At 69.1% G+C, this 15780-nt stretch carries 15 protein-coding genes; 8 read left to right on the top strand and 7 right to left on the bottom strand.

Translation table 11 applies throughout. The annotated features are described in order from the left end of the window. The 4 genes from JR065_RS16595 to JR065_RS16580 form a co-directional block, all read right to left on the bottom strand. On the bottom strand, positions 1–1360 hold a 1360-nt coding region (locus JR065_RS16595; RefSeq protein ID WP_277420161.1), incomplete at its 3' end, for a DNA polymerase ligase N-terminal domain-containing protein. A 12-nt stretch (positions 1361–1372) separates the two neighbouring features. Then, positions 1373–1549, bottom strand: coding sequence for a DUF3606 domain-containing protein (locus JR065_RS16590; RefSeq protein ID WP_206235414.1), 177 nt, complete (start codon positions 1547–1549; stop codon positions 1373–1375). 51 nt (positions 1550–1600) lie between these two features. After that, positions 1601–2527, bottom strand: coding sequence for a Ku protein (locus tag JR065_RS16585; RefSeq protein ID WP_206235413.1), 927 nt, complete (start codon positions 2525–2527; stop codon positions 1601–1603). Positions 2528–2786: 259 nt separating this feature from the next. After that, a complete protein-coding gene (locus JR065_RS16580; protein ID WP_206235412.1) occupies positions 2787–3173 on the bottom strand; it encodes a MerR family transcriptional regulator in 387 nt (128 codons plus the stop codon). 86 nt (positions 3174–3259) lie between these two features. Between JR065_RS16580 and JR065_RS16575 the strand changes: the two genes are divergently transcribed. The 4 genes from JR065_RS16575 (at position 3260) to JR065_RS16560 (ending at position 7616) form a co-directional block, all read left to right on the top strand. Next, entirely contained in the window at positions 3260–4168 is a 909-nt protein-coding gene (locus JR065_RS16575; RefSeq protein WP_206235411.1) for an alpha/beta fold hydrolase, read from the top strand. 23 nt (positions 4169–4191) lie between these two features. Beyond that, on the top strand, positions 4192–5088 hold the full coding sequence (locus tag JR065_RS16570) for an alpha/beta fold hydrolase (protein ID WP_206235410.1): 897 nt from the start codon (positions 4192–4194) through the stop codon (positions 5086–5088). Between the two features lie 305 nt (positions 5089–5393). Beyond that, positions 5394–5714: a hypothetical protein gene (locus JR065_RS16565; RefSeq protein WP_206235409.1), complete on the top strand. Its 321-nt coding sequence runs from the start codon at positions 5394–5396 to the stop codon at positions 5712–5714. 153 nt (positions 5715–5867) lie between these two features. Then, positions 5868–7616: a sensor domain-containing diguanylate cyclase gene (locus JR065_RS16560; protein ID WP_206235408.1), complete on the top strand. Its 1749-nt coding sequence runs from the start codon at positions 5868–5870 to the stop codon at positions 7614–7616. Here the strand turns inward: JR065_RS16560 and JR065_RS16555 are convergent. Further along, entirely contained in the window at positions 7609–8589 is a 981-nt protein-coding gene (locus JR065_RS16555) for an AraC family transcriptional regulator (RefSeq protein WP_206235407.1), read from the bottom strand. The genes JR065_RS16560 and JR065_RS16555 overlap by 8 nt on opposite strands. A gap of 96 nt (positions 8590–8685) precedes the next feature. Between JR065_RS16555 and JR065_RS16550 the strand changes: the two genes are divergently transcribed. Both JR065_RS16550 and JR065_RS16545 read left to right on the top strand, forming a co-directional pair. Beyond that, positions 8686–9429, top strand: coding sequence for an SDR family NAD(P)-dependent oxidoreductase (locus JR065_RS16550; protein ID WP_206235406.1), 744 nt, complete (start codon positions 8686–8688; stop codon positions 9427–9429). 391 nt (positions 9430–9820) lie between these two features. Next, a complete protein-coding gene (locus tag JR065_RS16545; protein ID WP_206235405.1) occupies positions 9821–10324 on the top strand; it encodes a DUF4274 domain-containing protein in 504 nt (167 codons plus the stop codon). 399 nt (positions 10325–10723) lie between these two features. Here JR065_RS16545 and JR065_RS16540 read toward each other — a convergent pair whose 3' ends face one another. Next, positions 10724–12088, bottom strand: a complete 1365-nt coding sequence (locus JR065_RS16540) for a S41 family peptidase (RefSeq protein WP_206235404.1) — start codon at positions 12086–12088, stop codon at positions 10724–10726. Between the two features lie 51 nt (positions 12089–12139). Between JR065_RS16540 and JR065_RS16535 the strand changes: the two genes are divergently transcribed. Then, positions 12140–12751 (top strand): winged helix-turn-helix domain-containing protein, encoded by a 612-nt coding sequence (locus JR065_RS16535; RefSeq protein ID WP_206235403.1) that lies wholly within the window; start codon positions 12140–12142, stop codon positions 12749–12751. A gap of 6 nt (positions 12752–12757) precedes the next feature. Next, positions 12758–13774, top strand: coding sequence for a hypothetical protein (locus JR065_RS16530; RefSeq protein ID WP_206235402.1), 1017 nt, complete (start codon positions 12758–12760; stop codon positions 13772–13774). Between the two features lie 99 nt (positions 13775–13873). Here JR065_RS16530 and JR065_RS16525 read toward each other — a convergent pair whose 3' ends face one another. Continuing rightward, complete coding sequence (locus tag JR065_RS16525) at positions 13874–15772, bottom strand: M48 family metalloprotease (RefSeq protein ID WP_206235401.1); 1899 nt, start codon at positions 15770–15772, stop codon at positions 13874–13876. Between the last annotated feature and the right edge of the window lie 8 nt (positions 15773–15780).

Below are 15780 nucleotides of genomic sequence, written 5' to 3'. Positions count from 1 at the left end.
ACCCGGAGCCCACCCGCCCCGCGTAGAGCCAGCCGTGCTTTGGATCCGGCCTGGCCAGCAGCAGCGAACCGAAGCCGGTGCGGCTGCCCTTGGGCGCGGTATAGCCGACCACCGCGAACTCGTCGGAGATCAGCTGCTTGGTCTTGCGCCAATCCTCGCTGCGCCCGCCGTGGTAGCCGCGGTCCGCGCGCTTGGAGATGATGCCCTCGAAGTGCCGCTCTCCGGCCAGCCGGAACGCGGTCTCGCCGTCGCCGGCGATGTGCGAGCTGAAGGCCAGATGCCCGGTGCTTCCCTCCAGCACTTCCTGCAGCAGTGCCTTGCGTTCGATCAGCGGCGCATCGGCGATGTCGATGCCGTCCACGTGCAGCAGGTCGAACAGCGCCAGCGCCAGTTCGCCCTGGCGCTCGCCGGAAAGGATCGCCTGCAGCAGGTTGAAATCCTCCTTCATCCCGCTGCCGGCGATCAGTTCGCCGTCCAGCGCCGCCGACCGCAGGCCCAGCGCCGCGATCGCATCGCGGATCTCCGGGATCTTGTCGGTCCATTCCAGCGCATTGCGCGACCACAGGCTGACCGCGCCGTCGGCGACGGTGGCCAGGATCCGGTAGCCGTCCCACTTGATCTCGTGGATCCATTGCCTGCCCTTGGGCGGGGCTTCGCCGAGCCTGGCCAGCTGCGGCGCGAACGGCCCGGTGGGCGCCGGCGCCGGCCTGGCGCCGGCTAGCGCGGCGGCCTTCTTCGCCCAGTCCTTCCGGCGCCCCTTCTTCGGCAAGGCGATGGCGGTGAGCTTTTTCTTCTGCGCCTTGCCGACGCCGGCGCGCTTGAGGTCTTCGGCCGGCGGCGCGGTCACGTCGGCCAGCAGGTCGTCCGCTTCCACGTCGCTGGCGAAGGCGTCGTCCTCCTTGAACAGCAGCCACTGCGGCTGGCGCGCGGGCTTGCCCGAACGCACCAGGTGCCAGCCGCCCTTGAGCTTGCTGCCGAACAGTTCGAAGCGCAGGTGGCCCTTGGCCAGTTGCGCCTCCGGATCGCCGGCGGTGGACCACACGCCGTGGTCGAACTGCGCCACATGCCCGCCGCCGTACTCGCCCTTGGGGATCTCGCCCTCGAACGAGGCGTAGTCCAGCGGATGGTCCTCCACCTCGACCGCCATGCGCTTGACCTTGGGGTCGTAGCTGGGGCCCTTGGGCACGGCCCAGCTCTTCAGCGCATCGCCCACCTGCAGCCTGAAGTCGTAGTGCCTGCGGCTGGCGTGATGCAGCTGCACCACGAACATCGCGCGCCGCCCTTCGGCCAACGCCTTGCCCGGCTCGGGCTCCTGGGTCTTGTCGAAGCGGCGCTTGCGGCGGTACTCGGCCAGGCTCATGCGGCGCGGCTCTTATTTTTTCAGGTGCGCGCGCACCGCCGCCGCGGTCGGGCCGACCGCCTTGACCGCCTCGCGAAGCGCCTCGGCCGACACGCCAAGCGCCTTGGTCCAGTACTGCAGTTCGTAGTCCTCGTTGACGTTGATGCGATCGCGGTCGGGGCTGCCCGGGTTGTTCTTGTTGTCGCTCATGCGGGTGTCTTCTCCTGCAAAGTGGCGCCGGTAGCGCGGATGGAAAGGGGGTCAGGCCTTCTTCCTGGCCTTCTTCGCGGGTGCGGCCCGCTTGGCGGTCTTCTTGGCCGCGCTCTTGGCGGCGCTCTTGGACGCCGTGCTCTTGGAAGTGGTCTTCACCGGCGTGGACTTGGCCGGCGTTCGCTTGTTGGTCTCCAGGCTCTTCTGCAGCAGCGACATGAAGTCCACCACGTTGGTGGTGGCGTCCTCGTGCTCCGGCGGCTCTTCGAGCTTGGTGGTCGCGCCGCTGTCCTTGATCCGTTTCTGGATGATCGCCGACAGCCGTGCGCGGAACTCGTCGTGGTAGGTGTCCGGCGCCCACTCGGAGGTCATCGACTCGATCAGCTGCTTGGCCATCTCCAGTTCCTTGGGCGCGATCCGGTAGTCGCCGGCCTGGCCCTGCGGCAGCTTGTAGTCCTCCGGCGCCACCAGCTCCTGCGGGTAGCGCAGCAGGATCAGGATCAGCGCGTCGCCTTCTGGCATCACCGCGCACAGGTATTCGCGCGTGCGGATCACCACCCGGGCGATGCCGACCTTGCCGGTCTGCTTCAACGTCTCGCGCAGCAGCACATAGCCTTTTTCCGCCTTCTTGCCCGGCACCAGGATGTAGGGCTTCTCGAAGAAGCGCAGCCCGATGCTCGATGCGTCCACGAAGGCCTCCACGTCGACCGATTCATGCGTCTCAGGCGCCGCCGCGGCGATGTCCTCCTTCTCCACCACGACATAGCTGCCCTTGTCGTATTCGAAGGCCTTGATGATGTCCTTCCACGGCACCTCTTCGCCGGTGTCGGCATTGACGCGCTCGAAACGGATTGGCTTCTTGTCGCGCGAATCGAGCATGCGGAAGCTCAGATCGGTGCGGCGCTCGCCCGACATCAACGAAACCGGAATGTTGAGCAACCCGAACGAAAGCGAGCCACTCCAGATGGGCCTGGCCATGTGTGTCCTCATGCGGCCAGCCGTCCGGCCTTGTCTACGGATTTCTATCCCCGTCGGTGTGGGCTCAACGTGAACAGGCCTGGCTTCGATCAGCGGTGCGCGCCGATCCCGACGCGGCCAGGCCACCGCGGCGAACGTGCCGCAATGCTCTGACGGCGACCGTCACAGGCGCCGCAGGCATGACCGCCGCCCGCGTTGCGGCCCGCTCTCGCCGCCGGCCGGGGCGTCGCAAAAGCACAGGAAGCGTCCGCGCCGGTCGCTAGTCCAGCGGCGGCACGACGCCTTCGGCCAGGGTCTTGAGCAGGCGCGCGCGGCGTCGCTCCAGATCGGTGATCTGCCGCTCGATGGACGCCAGGCGCCTGCGCTGCGCCTCGGTGGTCTCGGGGCACGCGTTGGCGCCCTCGATCATGCGCATGCAGTCGGGAAAGGCGCGGATCTCGGCCAGGCTGAACCCCGTGGCGATCATGCGCTGGATCTGCCTGACCTGGACGATCGCCTTGTGCGGGAACACGCGATAGCCGTTACCGGCGCGCAGCGACGTCAGCAGGCCATGTTCGTCGTAGTGGCGGATCGAACGCGCGCTCGCGCCGGTTTCGCGGGCCAATTCGCCGATGCTCAGCGAGCGCTGGGGGGTGACGGTACTCATGAAAAAAGCATAGCACCGCTGCCGCTTGACCCTCACACCAGTGTGAGGGCCGAGACTGCAGGAACTGTCCCACCAGGAGCCATCCCATGCCCACCCGACTGTTCCACCGCGCCGTGTTCGCCCTTGCGCTGGCCGCAACGCTGCTGGCCGCGCCGTTGGCCGCGCTGGCCGAGACCAGGCGCTACACGGTCACTGCGCCGGACGGCGTCACGCTGGCCGTGCAGGAAGCCGGCGACCCCCATGGCCCGGCCATCGTCTTCATCCACGGCCTGCTCGGCAGCCACCTGAACTGGGACGCGCAACTGAACGCCCCGCAGCTGCAGCGCTATCGCATGATCGCCTACGACCTGCGCGGACACGGCCTTTCCGGCAAGCCGGCCGATGCCGGCGCCTATGCCGACGGCAGCCGCTGGGCGGACGATCTGGCGGCGGTCATCGCCGCGTCGAATGCACGCAGGCCGGTGCTGGTCGGGTGGTCGCTGGGCGGCGCGGTCATCTCCAACTACCTGGCCAAGTTCGGCGACGACCGCATCGCCGGCGCGGTGTACGTCGCCGGCGTGATCGAGCTGAAGCCGGAGCAGATCGTGGCGCATCCGCAGCTGTACCGCGACCTGAACTCGCCGGACCTGAAGACCCACCTGGACAGCGTGCGCGAATTCCTCGGCCTGTGCTTCCACACCCGGCCCGACACGGCCACCTTCGAGCGCCTGCTCGCCAATGCCGCGATGGCGTCGTGGGACATGCAGCGCGCGGTGCAGTCGATGACGGTCGATGCCTCGCGCGGGCTGGGCAAGGCGCGGGCGCCGGTCTTGCTGATCTACGGCGCGCGCGATGCGCTGGTGCAGGTGCGGCCGGCGATTGCCCGCGCCACGGCGCTGAACCCCCGCATCCGCAGCACGCTCTACGCGGACTCGGGGCATGCGCCGTTCGTGGAGGAATCGGCCCGGTTCGGCCGCGACCTGTCCGCCTTCGTCGACGCCACGGCCCCGCGCTGAGGGCGCAAGCGCAGGAGGCTTCCATGTCCGTTCGCCGTCTCCATGATCCGCTCAGCGCGTTTCCCGGCTTCGGCCGGCTGCAGGTCGACGCCGGCGGCGTCTCGTTCGACGGCGTGACCGGCGGCGCCGGCCCGCCGTTGCTGCTGCTGCACGGCTACCCGCAGACGCACCTGGCCTGGCGCCTGGTGGCGCCGCGGCTGGCGCAGGCGTTCACGGTGATCGCGCCGGACCTGCCCGGATACGGCGGCAGCCGCACGCACGCCGATCATCCTCGCTGGAGCAAGCGCCGGGTCGGCGATGCGCTGGTCGCGATGATGGCGCAGCTGGGACACCGGCGCTTCGGCGTCGTCGGCCACGATCGCGGCGCGCGCGCCGGATACCGGCTGGCGCTGGACCATCCGGACCGGGTGTCCCGCTACGCGTCGCTGGCCGTGGTCCCGACCCTGGAGGCGTGGGAGGCGCTGGACATGCGGAGAGGCCTCGCCAATTTCCATTGGTTCCTGCTCGCGCAGCCGTTCGACCTGCCGGAGCGGCTGCTGTCGGCCGATCCCGACGCCTTCATCGAGGCTACGTTGGCACGGATGGCCGGAGGGCTGGACAAGGTCGACCCGGCCGCGCTCGCGGCGTACAAGGCCGCGTTCGGCGATCCGGCGGTACGCCACGCGATCTGCGAGGACTACCGCGCCGCGGCAGCGGACGACCTGGAGCACGACGCGGCGGACCGGGCCGCGGGCAGGAGGCTGCAGTGCCCGGTGCTGGTGCTATGGCCGCGAACGCAGGCCGGCGCGGCCTCGCCGCTGGACCTGTGGCGCCGCTGGGCGAGCGACGCCAGCGGCAAGGCGCTGGAGGGCGGGCACCTCCAGCCGGAGCAATCGTCGGAACAGGTGGTGGAGGAAGTGCTGGCGTTCCTGCGGCGGTAATACGTCGCGTACGCCGGTCCTGCTCGCAAGCGCCAGAGCGAACCGACGGGGCGCTTGGCCGTCGCGATCGTGGGGCGCCCGGTCCCCGGCTCGCTGGCCGCTCGGCGAAGCCCGCCCCGTGCCGCTTTGCGCCTGCGAGGCTTTCCACCACCTCAAGTCCTCGCTCGACGCACCTCGAGTCGGACCCGCCAACCGATACCGTGATATCAGTCACATGACGTGGCTGCTCAGCGGGAGCTGCACGCAAACAACGGCCTGCGGCAGCTCCATGCCGTCTTCACGGACGAATGCGTTAGATTTTTGTCATGCACGCTGTAAAAACCGTTCATATTCTCGGCTTCGAGGTACCAGCGGAGGGCGGCAAAGCGTATGCGGACGGCGAGCGCATCGTTGCCCATCTCGACGCGCCGCCGAGCGATCACTGGCGCGCCACGTTCCAGCTCGTGGTCGAAATGCTGACAGGACCGATCGCCGGTGCGAAGCCCACGGTCCTGGGTGCCAGCATCACCGCCGTGCCGTTGCCGGGCCGGACCGCCCTGGTGGTGCGGCAACTGAAGTCGATCGTCGATACGACCAATACCCAGGCCCACCTCAGGGCCGGCAAGCGCGACCTGCCGCTGCCGTAGGGCTTGCGCCAGCCGCCGCGCCGCAGCCCGTGCCGCCCGGTCGCGCATCGACCGACGGGCTCCGCCCCATTCAGACGCCTCCGCCAGGCCGCGTCGCCGCAGAACGGCACATGGATTGCATGGACAGCCCTATCGAGCCCCGCGGAGTCGGACATGACCACAGGCAAACAGCGTAGGAATCTGGCCCAGCGGGTGGCGCTGCACGTGTTCATCGTTGCGGCCTGCGCCATGCTGGCCGCCTCGGAGTACTGGTCGATCCGCGATGCCCGGACCGCGGCGCTGCGGACCGCGCAGACCAGTTCGCTGAACCTGGCCAGTTCCCTCGCCCAGCACACCAGCGACTCGTTCGAGATCGCCGAGTCGGTGCTGTCGGGCATCGTCGACCGCGTCGAGACCAGTGCGGACCAAGAGCCGCAGGCGCTGCACCAGTTCCTGGTGGAGGAGGCCAACCGCTCCGACCGGCTGCACGCCATCTTCGTCTACGACGCCGACGGGCGCTGGGTGAACTCTTCGCTGGCCGGCGGCCCGCGGCACCACAACAACTCCGACCGGGCCTATTTCAAGCACCACAAGAGCCACGGCGACAGCCTGCCGTTCGTGGGCAGTCCCATCCGCAGCCGCTCCGACGGCTCGTGGATCATCACACTGACCAAGCGCATCAACAATCCCGACGGCTCCTTCGGCGGCGTCGCGCTGGCCAGCATCCGGCTCCAGTACTTCAGGGACTTCCACAGCACGTTCAATGTCGGCCGCCACGGATCGATCGGCATCGTGCACGACGACGGCACCGTCGTGTCCCGCCACCCGGACGACGAGAACGTGAGCGGCTCCAACATCGCCGGTACGCAGATCTACCAGGCCATGCACACGCTGCGCCGCGGCTGGGCCATGTACCGTTCGCCCGTCGACGGGGTCGAGCGGATTTCCGGATTCGCCCAGGCGCGCCCGTTTTCGCTCTCGGTGCTGGCCGGGGTATCCAGCGACGAAGTGCTCGCGCCATGGCGGCAACTGGCCTTGCATCGCGCGACCATCGCCATTGCCGGGTGCGCGCTGCTGCTGGGCCTTGGCATATGGCTGGACCTGCAGCTGCGGCGGATGCACGCGAGCCAGACCAAGCTGAGCACGGAAGCGTGGATCGATCCGCTCACCGGCATCTACAACCGTCGCGGCTTCGACTACAAGATGCAGCGCGCACTGCAGCAGGGCGACGCCGCGCGCTCGCCGGTCTCGATGCTGATGATCGACGTCGACCATTTCAAGCTCTACAACGACGCCTATGGACACGTGAACGGCGACGCCTGCCTGCAGCGGGTGGGCCAGGCCCTGGCGTCCTGCGCCTTGCGGCTGCACGACGCCGCTGCCCGTTACGGCGGCGAGGAGTTCGCGCTCATCCTGCCGTTCACCGACGAGAAGGGCGCCGAGCAGTTGGCCCAGCAGGTGCTCGCGGCGGTGCGCGAACTGGCCCTGCCGCACGCCTCCAGCCCGACGGACACGCGGGTGACCGTGAGCATCGGCATCGCCTGCGTGGACCTGGAGGATCAGCGCTGTTCGGTCGCCGACCTGGTCGCCAGGGCCGACGCTGCGCTGTACCAGGCCAAGCAGGCGGGCCGAAACCGCGCCTGCATCGACGTCGGCGCGCATCGGCGCGCCCGTGCGGACGCGCCTGTGGATGCAGCCTGTGTGCGCACTGCGCCGCATGACCACGGCGGGCGCGCATCCGTGCAGGGCCTGGACGCGAGCGCGGCGGCAACGCCGGGCGCGCCGGATCCTCGCCCGGCCAGCACCGAGCGCGCTTCGCGAGGGGCACCAATGCGTGATTTCGGCCATACAGGCCTGCTCGCCAGGATCAGGGGCAGCCAACAGCAAGACGGGCCATGCAAATCCCTGGTTGCGCTCAGATAGGCGGCAGCTGAGGCGAGGCTGCGCCGCCGGGGCCCGCACAACCTAGCCGTTCCGGCGCACGCTGCGCGACATCGCGCTCGCCGGCACGCGCGAAGCGGCTCGGAGGTTGGCCCACGTGCCGGCTGAACGCCGTGCTGAAGGCGCTCGCCGAGCTGTAGCCGACACGTTCGGCGACCTCGGCAAGCGCGAGCTGCTGGCGGCGCAGCAGATCCTTGGCCACCGCCATGCGCCAGGCGAGCAGGTACTCCATCGGCGGCAGGCCGACGATGCGGGTGAAACGCTCGAAGAACGCCGAGCGCGAAAGCGCGGCCTTCTTCGCGAGCTGGGCCATGGTCCACGAGCGGGCGACCTGCCCGTGCATCTGCTTCATCGCCGGCGCGAGCCGCGCATCGGCCAGGCCGCGCAGCAGCCCCGCGGGCGCATCCTCGCCCGATGCGGCCCGCAGCGCTTCGACCAGCAGCACCTCCACCAGCCGCCCGAGGACGAGTTCACGTCCGGGCCTGCGCTCCCTCGATTCCTCGCCCACCAGCCGCACCAGCACCGAGAGCCGCTCGACCCCGCGCACATGCACCAGCGTGGGCAACAGCGAGACCAGCAATCCGGCATCGGGCGAATCGAAGACGAAGTAGCCGCCGAGCAGGCGCACGTCCGGCTTGCCGCCGCGCGTGCCATGGCGCACCTCGTCGGTCGGCGCAGGCGCCAGCTTCGGATCGATGCGCACGGGCGGCGCCGGCTCGGATCCGGACAGGGTGAAGCCCGGCGTCGCCGGCAGCAGTACGAAGTCGCCCGCCTGCAACGCGACCGCCGCCTGCCCATCGACGGCGAGCAGGCAGCGGCCCTCGAGCACCGCGCAGAAGCTCGGCTGGCCGAAGTCCGAATAGCGCACGCCCCAGCGGCCGGCGCCGCTGATGGCCTTGGAAAACACGGTGCGCGGCTGGAGCAGCGCGATGACTTCCGACAGCGGATCGCTCATCTTGGACGCTCGCAAACGAATGGCGGACTCCACACGATAGATCGTCTCCGGCACCGCGCCTATCGTGGCCGCACTCTAACCTCATAGGAAGCACGCATGAAAACCGTCCTCATCACTGGCTGCTCGTCCGGCTACGGCCTGGAGACCGCACGCCGCTTCCACGCGCAGGGCTGGAACGTGATCGCGACGATGCGTACGCCACGCGAAGGGATCGTGCCGCGGTCGGACCGGATGCGCGTGCTCGCGCTCGACGTGACCCAGCCCGACAGCATCGCCGCCGCGCTCGAGGCATGCGGCCCCCTCGACGCGCTCGTCAACAACGCGGGCATCGGCGTGGTCGGCGCCTTCGAGGCCACGCCGATGCCGCTGGTGCGCGAGGTGTTCGAAACCAACACCTTCGGCGTCATGGCGATGACCCAGGCCGTGCTGCCCCAGTTCCGCGCGCGCCGCGCAGGCGTGGTGGTGAACGTGACCTCCAGCGTGACGCTGGCGCGGATGCCGCTGGCGGCGGCCTACACCGCGAGCAAGGCGGCCATCGAAGGATTCACCGGATCGCTGGCGTTCGAACTGGAGCACTTCGGGGTGCGCGCCAGGCTGGTGGAGCCGGGCTACGGCCCGACGACGGGCTTCACCCGCAACGGACAGGCGCGCATGCAGGGATTGATTCCCGACACCTACGCACAGTTCGCCGCGCCGATCTTCGCCGCCTTCGCACAACCGGCGGCGGTGACTACCGAGTCCGACGTGGCCGACGCGGTCTGGCGCGCAGCCAACGACACGACCGGACAGCTGCGATTCCCCGCCGGCGCCGACGCGGTGGCGCTGGCGCAGTCGCGATAGGTGGCGGATAGCTCCCACGTTGCCGCTTGTGGCGGCCGCCCGCATCGGCGAACGTACGCTCTTCCATCAGCGCCGATCGCAAGGCCGGCCCATGAGACCCCGATGCAGTTCACCCGGGCGAGGCAATGGCGCCGCCTTGCATGGATCCATCCAACGTTTTTTGCACACTTCGATGACTCCCCGCGCCGCCCCGAATCCGATGCGCCGCGACGGCTTGTTCGATGCACCCACCAGGCTCGGGGGGCACCCACCATCGCCGGCGTCTGGCGAAGCGAACCAACGCGTCGCGGCCATCGGCAAGTGATCGCAAGACGCCGAACGCAGCGTGTGACAATGCGCGCAAATGGCGCCCGCAGACGGGCGAGCGCAACGTCAAGCCTTGGAGGGACCGATGCAGGAACACGAACGAACCCTTCGGCGATGGCTTCAGGCGCATGGTCCGGACGACTGGCATCAGGTCGCCATGGACTGGAACTGGGACGCAGGCATCGACATCCTGGCTTGGATCGCGGCGCAGCCGGACTGTGACCGGGCGACAGCGCAACATCTCATCATCGGCTGCGGCCCTCACTACTATCTTCGCTTTCCCAACCGCGGGGCTGTCCTCGTGGACGCGCCCTACAGTATCGAGCCGTTTGATCTGCTGTTCCGGACCGCCGAGCGATGGAACTCCGGCTTCTATGCCCGCAGCCAGATAGCCACTTCCGAGCCGGACGACCTGCGACGGGAAGAGCGCGAATACCGCTTGGCCGAAGCGGAATACGGCAGCCCCGCATGGCGATTGGACGCCGGCGTCTTTCGACCTCTTCAAGGCCGCGAGCTTTCGTATCGATACGCAGAGGGATGGCCGCCTGACGTCGCCGCCGAACTCAAGGCCCGTGGCGTCGCTTTCTAAGGCAGGCAGCTGCGTTTGCGCAAGAGCCGCTACGAACGGACAGCCGCGATTTCCCGCCGGCGCCGACGCGATGGCGTGCTGGCGCAGTCGCGATAGGCGGCGCCAGGCAACCCGCGCAACCCGCATCGCGGCAGCGCATTCTGAAGCGCAAGCGGGCGGTTCATCAGCATGGCCGCCACGTCTTGGCGACAGGAATTCCCGCGTCACGCGCCGGGCGCCTCGCTCCGCGTGCGCGTACCGCGTCGGCGGCAGCCCGACGTGGCGGGTGAAGGCGACGCTGAACGTGAGCGCCACCTCCCTGGCACCCACTCGCTGCCTCGCGCCACCGTGCCGGCAACGACGCCAGCGGCTCGGCCCTGCCCGTCGGGCGCGGCAGACAGGCCACGCCGTGCAGGCCGATCACCTCGCCGCCGCGGCGGCGATCGCCAGCGTCGCCTCCACCATGGCATCGGGCCTCAACGGATCGTCGTCGACCCTGATGTCGGGCTCCAGCCACACCGGCGCGGACGCGCCCGACGGCCGCACCAGCAAGAGCCGTGGACACCACAGGGCGAGCCCGGTCTGCGCCAATGCGATCTTCTGCACGCCGCCGGTCTGCGTGCTCCTGACGCTCGCCCCCTCTCCGACCAGCGTTCCGAAACGGAAGTCCTGCACCGTGTTGGCGAACAGGACCGCCGAGGAATAGGTCCCTGGACCTATCAGGACGTAGACCTTCCCGTCGAAGTGGAGCGGATCTGCCGGCGGCGGCGAGCTCCACGTCTCGACGGTCCCGCGCAGCACCTCGCCGATCCGCTCGGGTTTCGCAGGATCGTCCCGGATCACCTTCTTGGTATAGCGCGACGCCCATCGGTAAGGCTGGTCGGCGATATGGGGCAGCAGCCCTTGCAGCCACATCGCATCGTCGCCGCCGCCGTTATGCCGCACGTCGATGACCAGCGTCCGCGTGCCGGCAGCCTTCATCTGCTGGAAGCAGCGGCGTGCGAATTCCACGAACGCGTCCGGATCGGGCCACGAGAAGGTCCGGAGGGTCATCACCGCGGCGGCGCCCGGCCGCAGCTCGAAGCCGAACTGCCGGTCGAAATCGTCCTCCCCGGCCATGACCGACGGCAGCTGGCGGCTTGCGGGCGTGCGCAGCCGAACCTGCGGCGGCCCGGCGAGGGTCAGCTCGAATGCCGGGGGCGCGCCGTACACCTTCCAGTAGAAGAACCACCAGCGCCGGGACAGCAGATCGGCGCGAAAACGCGCGCTGTCTCCGTGGACGTGGGCGAGCAACACGCGTGCGACCCGTTCGGCGGGAACGCCGTCGATGGCTTCGACCTGGACGCCTGCCAGCGCGCTCGCAGCGCCGCCCAGTTCGGAGAGGATCCGCACCCGCCCCTGCGCATCGACCGTGACCTCGTAGGGGAACAGCGCGCCTCCCTCGCGCAGATGCTGCCGCGCCTCTTCGCGCCAGTCGGCGTAGCCGACGAACAGGTGCCCGTCCGCAAGCAACGGATTGAGCAGCGAGAATTCCCTCCAGACCGCATCGCGGTCCCGCCCGGACGAGCCCCGCTGCCGCAATGCGCCAACGGCGCGCGCGAACCGCGCCGGATCGACCGAATGGGAAAGATCCGGATGGGTCGCGGCAATGCCCGCCTCGAGCGCATCGAGGTCGGCATCGATCTGTTGCGTGGTGTAGCGTTGGGCCGCATGGCTCACCGGCACCGACGCCAGCGCGGCCACGACGATGAGAACCAGCGCCCGGAGCGGTTGCGGCCTCGGCATGAGGATCCCCCCAGAGGAACAAGTGTTGAAAAAGTACCATATAATTTCAAAATGAAGAAGCGATCGAAACCGCCGCTCGACACCCGAGCGATCCGCGATCCGGCCCATATCCGCCTTCTGGCGTCCCCGGTACGGCAGGAGTTGGTCGACACGCTGGCGTCGCTGGGCGGAGAAGCGGCCGTGGCGGAGTTGTCCGAGCAGCTGGGGCGGCCGGCGGACGGGCTCTATTACCACCTGCAGCTCCTCGCCGAGAGCGGGCTCCTGCGCGAACGCGAAGGCTCCGCCGGCGAACGGATATTCCGGCTCGCCGGCGCCGGCGACGCGCCGTTGCGCCTGGCCTACGACCTGGCCAGCGAAGAGGCCCGCGATGCCCTCGCCGCCTACGCCAAGGGCCTCGCGCAGATCGCCGAGCGCGACTTCCAGGCCGCACTGAACCAGCCCGGCACCGTGGTCGAAGGCGATGCCCGGCAACTGTGGGCCGCGCGCAACAAGGGCTGGCTCAGCGACGCGGAGCTGGCCGAGGCCAACGCGCTGCTGGAGCGGCTTTGCGACCTGCTGAGCCGCCCGCGCGACGCAGCGCGCAATCGGCCGATGTCCCTGGCGTTCGTGCTCGCGCCGGCGACGGTGCGAGGCCGGCGCAGAAGCGGCAGGCGGACGGACTAGCGGCTCATGCCGCTGCCGGCGGCGTCGGGCCGCATCGGCGAGCGCGCTTTCCACCGGAACGAGCAATGGCTGAGAATAATTTACGGCCACATGACGGAAGCAACGCCAATGCACCATACCCACATACTTGGGCGCAGCATCGCCGACCCGGTGGTCGCCTCCTATCTGGCCGAGCACGAACGACTGGACCCGGCGGACTTCCGCCACAACGCCGAGCTGGGGTTCTTCGGCGGCCCCAACAGCGGCTTCGGCCTGCATGCCGAGCCTCTCCAGGCCTACCTCGCCCAATACGAGCAGCTACGGTCCAGAGCCCTGCCCGACGACCAGGAAATGATCGTCGTGCAGCTGTTCTTTACCGGGCCGGATGCGGTCAACCAGGCGCAGCGGGCCTACGCTGCCGCGCTGCCTTTCGGTCTGGCGTTCGGCGACGATGCCGATGTGGTGTCCCAAAAACTGGGCGCCGCTCCGTTCCGGCAGGACAAGAGCGCGACCCTGCCGGAGTATTCGGCCGAGCGTAGCGTCTATTCGTATTCGATCGACGGCCTGCAGGTGATCGCCAAATACGACGGCGGCCATCGGCTGATGGCGGTCTACCTGCTCCAGGCCGACCGGACCGCGCTGGCGGCGAAGCGCCGCCGCGGCTCGTTGGGCAAGCACGCCATCGTGCCCGGCAATGCCGAACGGCTGGAAGCGTTTCGGGCCAGGATTCCCACGCCACGCTGGCGGGAAGCGCTGGCCGAGGGCGATCGGACCTTCAACGAGCCGGACATCGCAACGGCCGAAGCGCTGCTCAACGCCTTCATCGACGCGGCCAAGGACGCCACCGGCAACGCCAGCGCGCCGGCGATCCATGTGGCGGTCGAGGAGCTGGTTCTCGGCTTGAACGAGATCAACGCGCGAAGCGGGATGATCGAGACCCTGGAGCGCGACGAACTCGGCACGCTGATCGACGAGATCGTGCGCGCAACGGGTTTCAGCCTGGACGATGGCGAAGACATCACCAGCGAATGGCGGGCGTGGTAGGAAGCTGCAGGCGGGGGACGCATGCCCCACCCTTTCCGCCAGTAGCTCGAAGGCCGCTGGCATTCCTGGAACGCGCAGAGATGCACGCCCATGCCCTGCCTATGCATTCTCGGACGGGACGGCCGGCGCCGGGACAGCCAGACCGGCCCGGGCGATCAGGCTGCCCTCGGTGCAACCGGCCGGAAGCCGCTGGCCAGGCCCGATGAAGCTGACGTCCACGGAAACATGCAGTCGCGCCTGCAAACGCTCCAGCAGCCGCTTGCAGGCCGACGCGCTGAAGTCCTCCTCGCCCGTCAGCTTGCCGACCAGCCGCATGAACCAGCCGTCGTGCGCCTGGACATACAGAAGCCACCGCGGCGAATCCGCCATGCCAGGCGACGCATCGCGGCAAAGCCAGACGGCGCGTGCGTGCTGGAAGACCGGCTGAAGCCTGCCCTGCAGCAACGCCAGTTCGGACGCATCCATTGCATGCGCGGCGGGGCCTGCAGCCGGTTCCGCAGCTTCGCCCGCCCACAGCCCGTCCGCGACCTGCCGGTGGCGCTCCGCCGCGGGCGCGTCTCCCGCCCGCAGGTTGAGTTCGCAAAGGCGGCGATGGGCCTGGTACCCGCAGGAACGCCGGTCTTGCTCGATGCGCTGCCACAGGGCGATCGCCCCATCGATGGCACCGTCTCGCTCCAGATCCTCCGCTTTCAGCTGGAGAAGCGCCGGATCCGCAGGAGACCGCTGCAATCCCTGCGCTATCGCTTCGGCGCGAAGGACGCCTGCCTGGTCGAACGTTTCCGCCAGTTGCGCCAGCTGCAGCCAGTCCTGCTCGTCGAACGCCTGCTGCTTGCGACGCTGCAGCAACCGCGAGAACTCGCGGTGCCGATACGCATGCGCCTCTCCTGCATCCTGCCAGCCCTGCGCGGCGTTCTGGCGCCAGTCGGCGTCGAGCTGCGCGGCAATGCGCGGCGCTTCGCTGCCGAGCCACTCCGCCGCCGCGGACGGTCCGTCAAGGCACCAGGGCAACCGATCGGGAAGCGGCGCTCCAGGGTCGACTCCCGTTGCGCCGATGCGCTCGCGCAACGCGGGGTGCGTGCTGCGGGGATCCGGCTTCCGGCAGAGGCTTTCGTGCAGCCAGACGGCGGCCTGCGCGCCATCGCGCGGGCGACTGCCCGCAGGCTCCTCCAGAAGCCGGGAAAAGGGCTGCATCCGGGCAAGGTCGGCACCGCCCGCCTGGGCAAATACCCCTGGCCAGAACTGCCTGGACAGGGCGCGTTGCCGCAGCGCCAGGGCGAGCTGCGACTCGAACGCGACGGCACCGCCACACACCGCGATCGCCTGTGCATCGGCGACCGTCTCGCAGCGCCGCGAAAACTCCAGCGTCTCGCGCATCATGCGCGGCACGTACCACGCAAGAAACAGCCTGATCGGCGCGGTGATCAGCCGATGGTTGCGCTCGTGCAATTCGCCGAGCGCCACCCAACGCCGCCGGGCCACGTAGGCCCAGCGCGCGAAATGGCCATGCAGCCGGGAAATATGCGCGTACTCATGCGCGATGACCGCGGCAGCCTGTCTTGGCGTCAGCAGGGCGAGCAGCGGCAAGCCAAGCACCAGAACGTGCTGCGGCCGACCGCCACGGGACCCGGTCTGGTAGATGGATGCATTGAGGTCGGCATCGACATGGACCGCCGTGAACGCCGGCGCATCGCAGGCAAGCCGCAGCCGCTCGAGTTCCTCCATGAGAACCGGAACCCTGCCGGGTTCCAGCACGATCCCGCTCGAGGCAGGCGCCGGCACTGCCGCATACGCGCGCAGGACCATCACCCCATAGAAGAACCACGACAGCGATGGCAAGGCCAGAAGCGCCAGCCACAGCGGCGAAGGCAGCCACAGGGCGAGCGCAAGCGGCGACAGGACCAGCGCGGTTCCGCACGAGAGCAGGAACGCATCGCCGGAGGCGAGCCAGATCAGGGCCCGCCATCGGCCTTCGCGCGGCGGCGGCAGCGGACGGTTCATCGCGATGC

Source organism: Xanthomonas sp., assembly GCF_017163755.1.
GTDB lineage: Bacteria > Pseudomonadota > Gammaproteobacteria > Xanthomonadales > Xanthomonadaceae > Xanthomonas_A.
The sequence above is the reverse complement of the archived record's forward strand: the minus strand, read 5'-3'. Positions and strand labels throughout refer to the sequence as shown.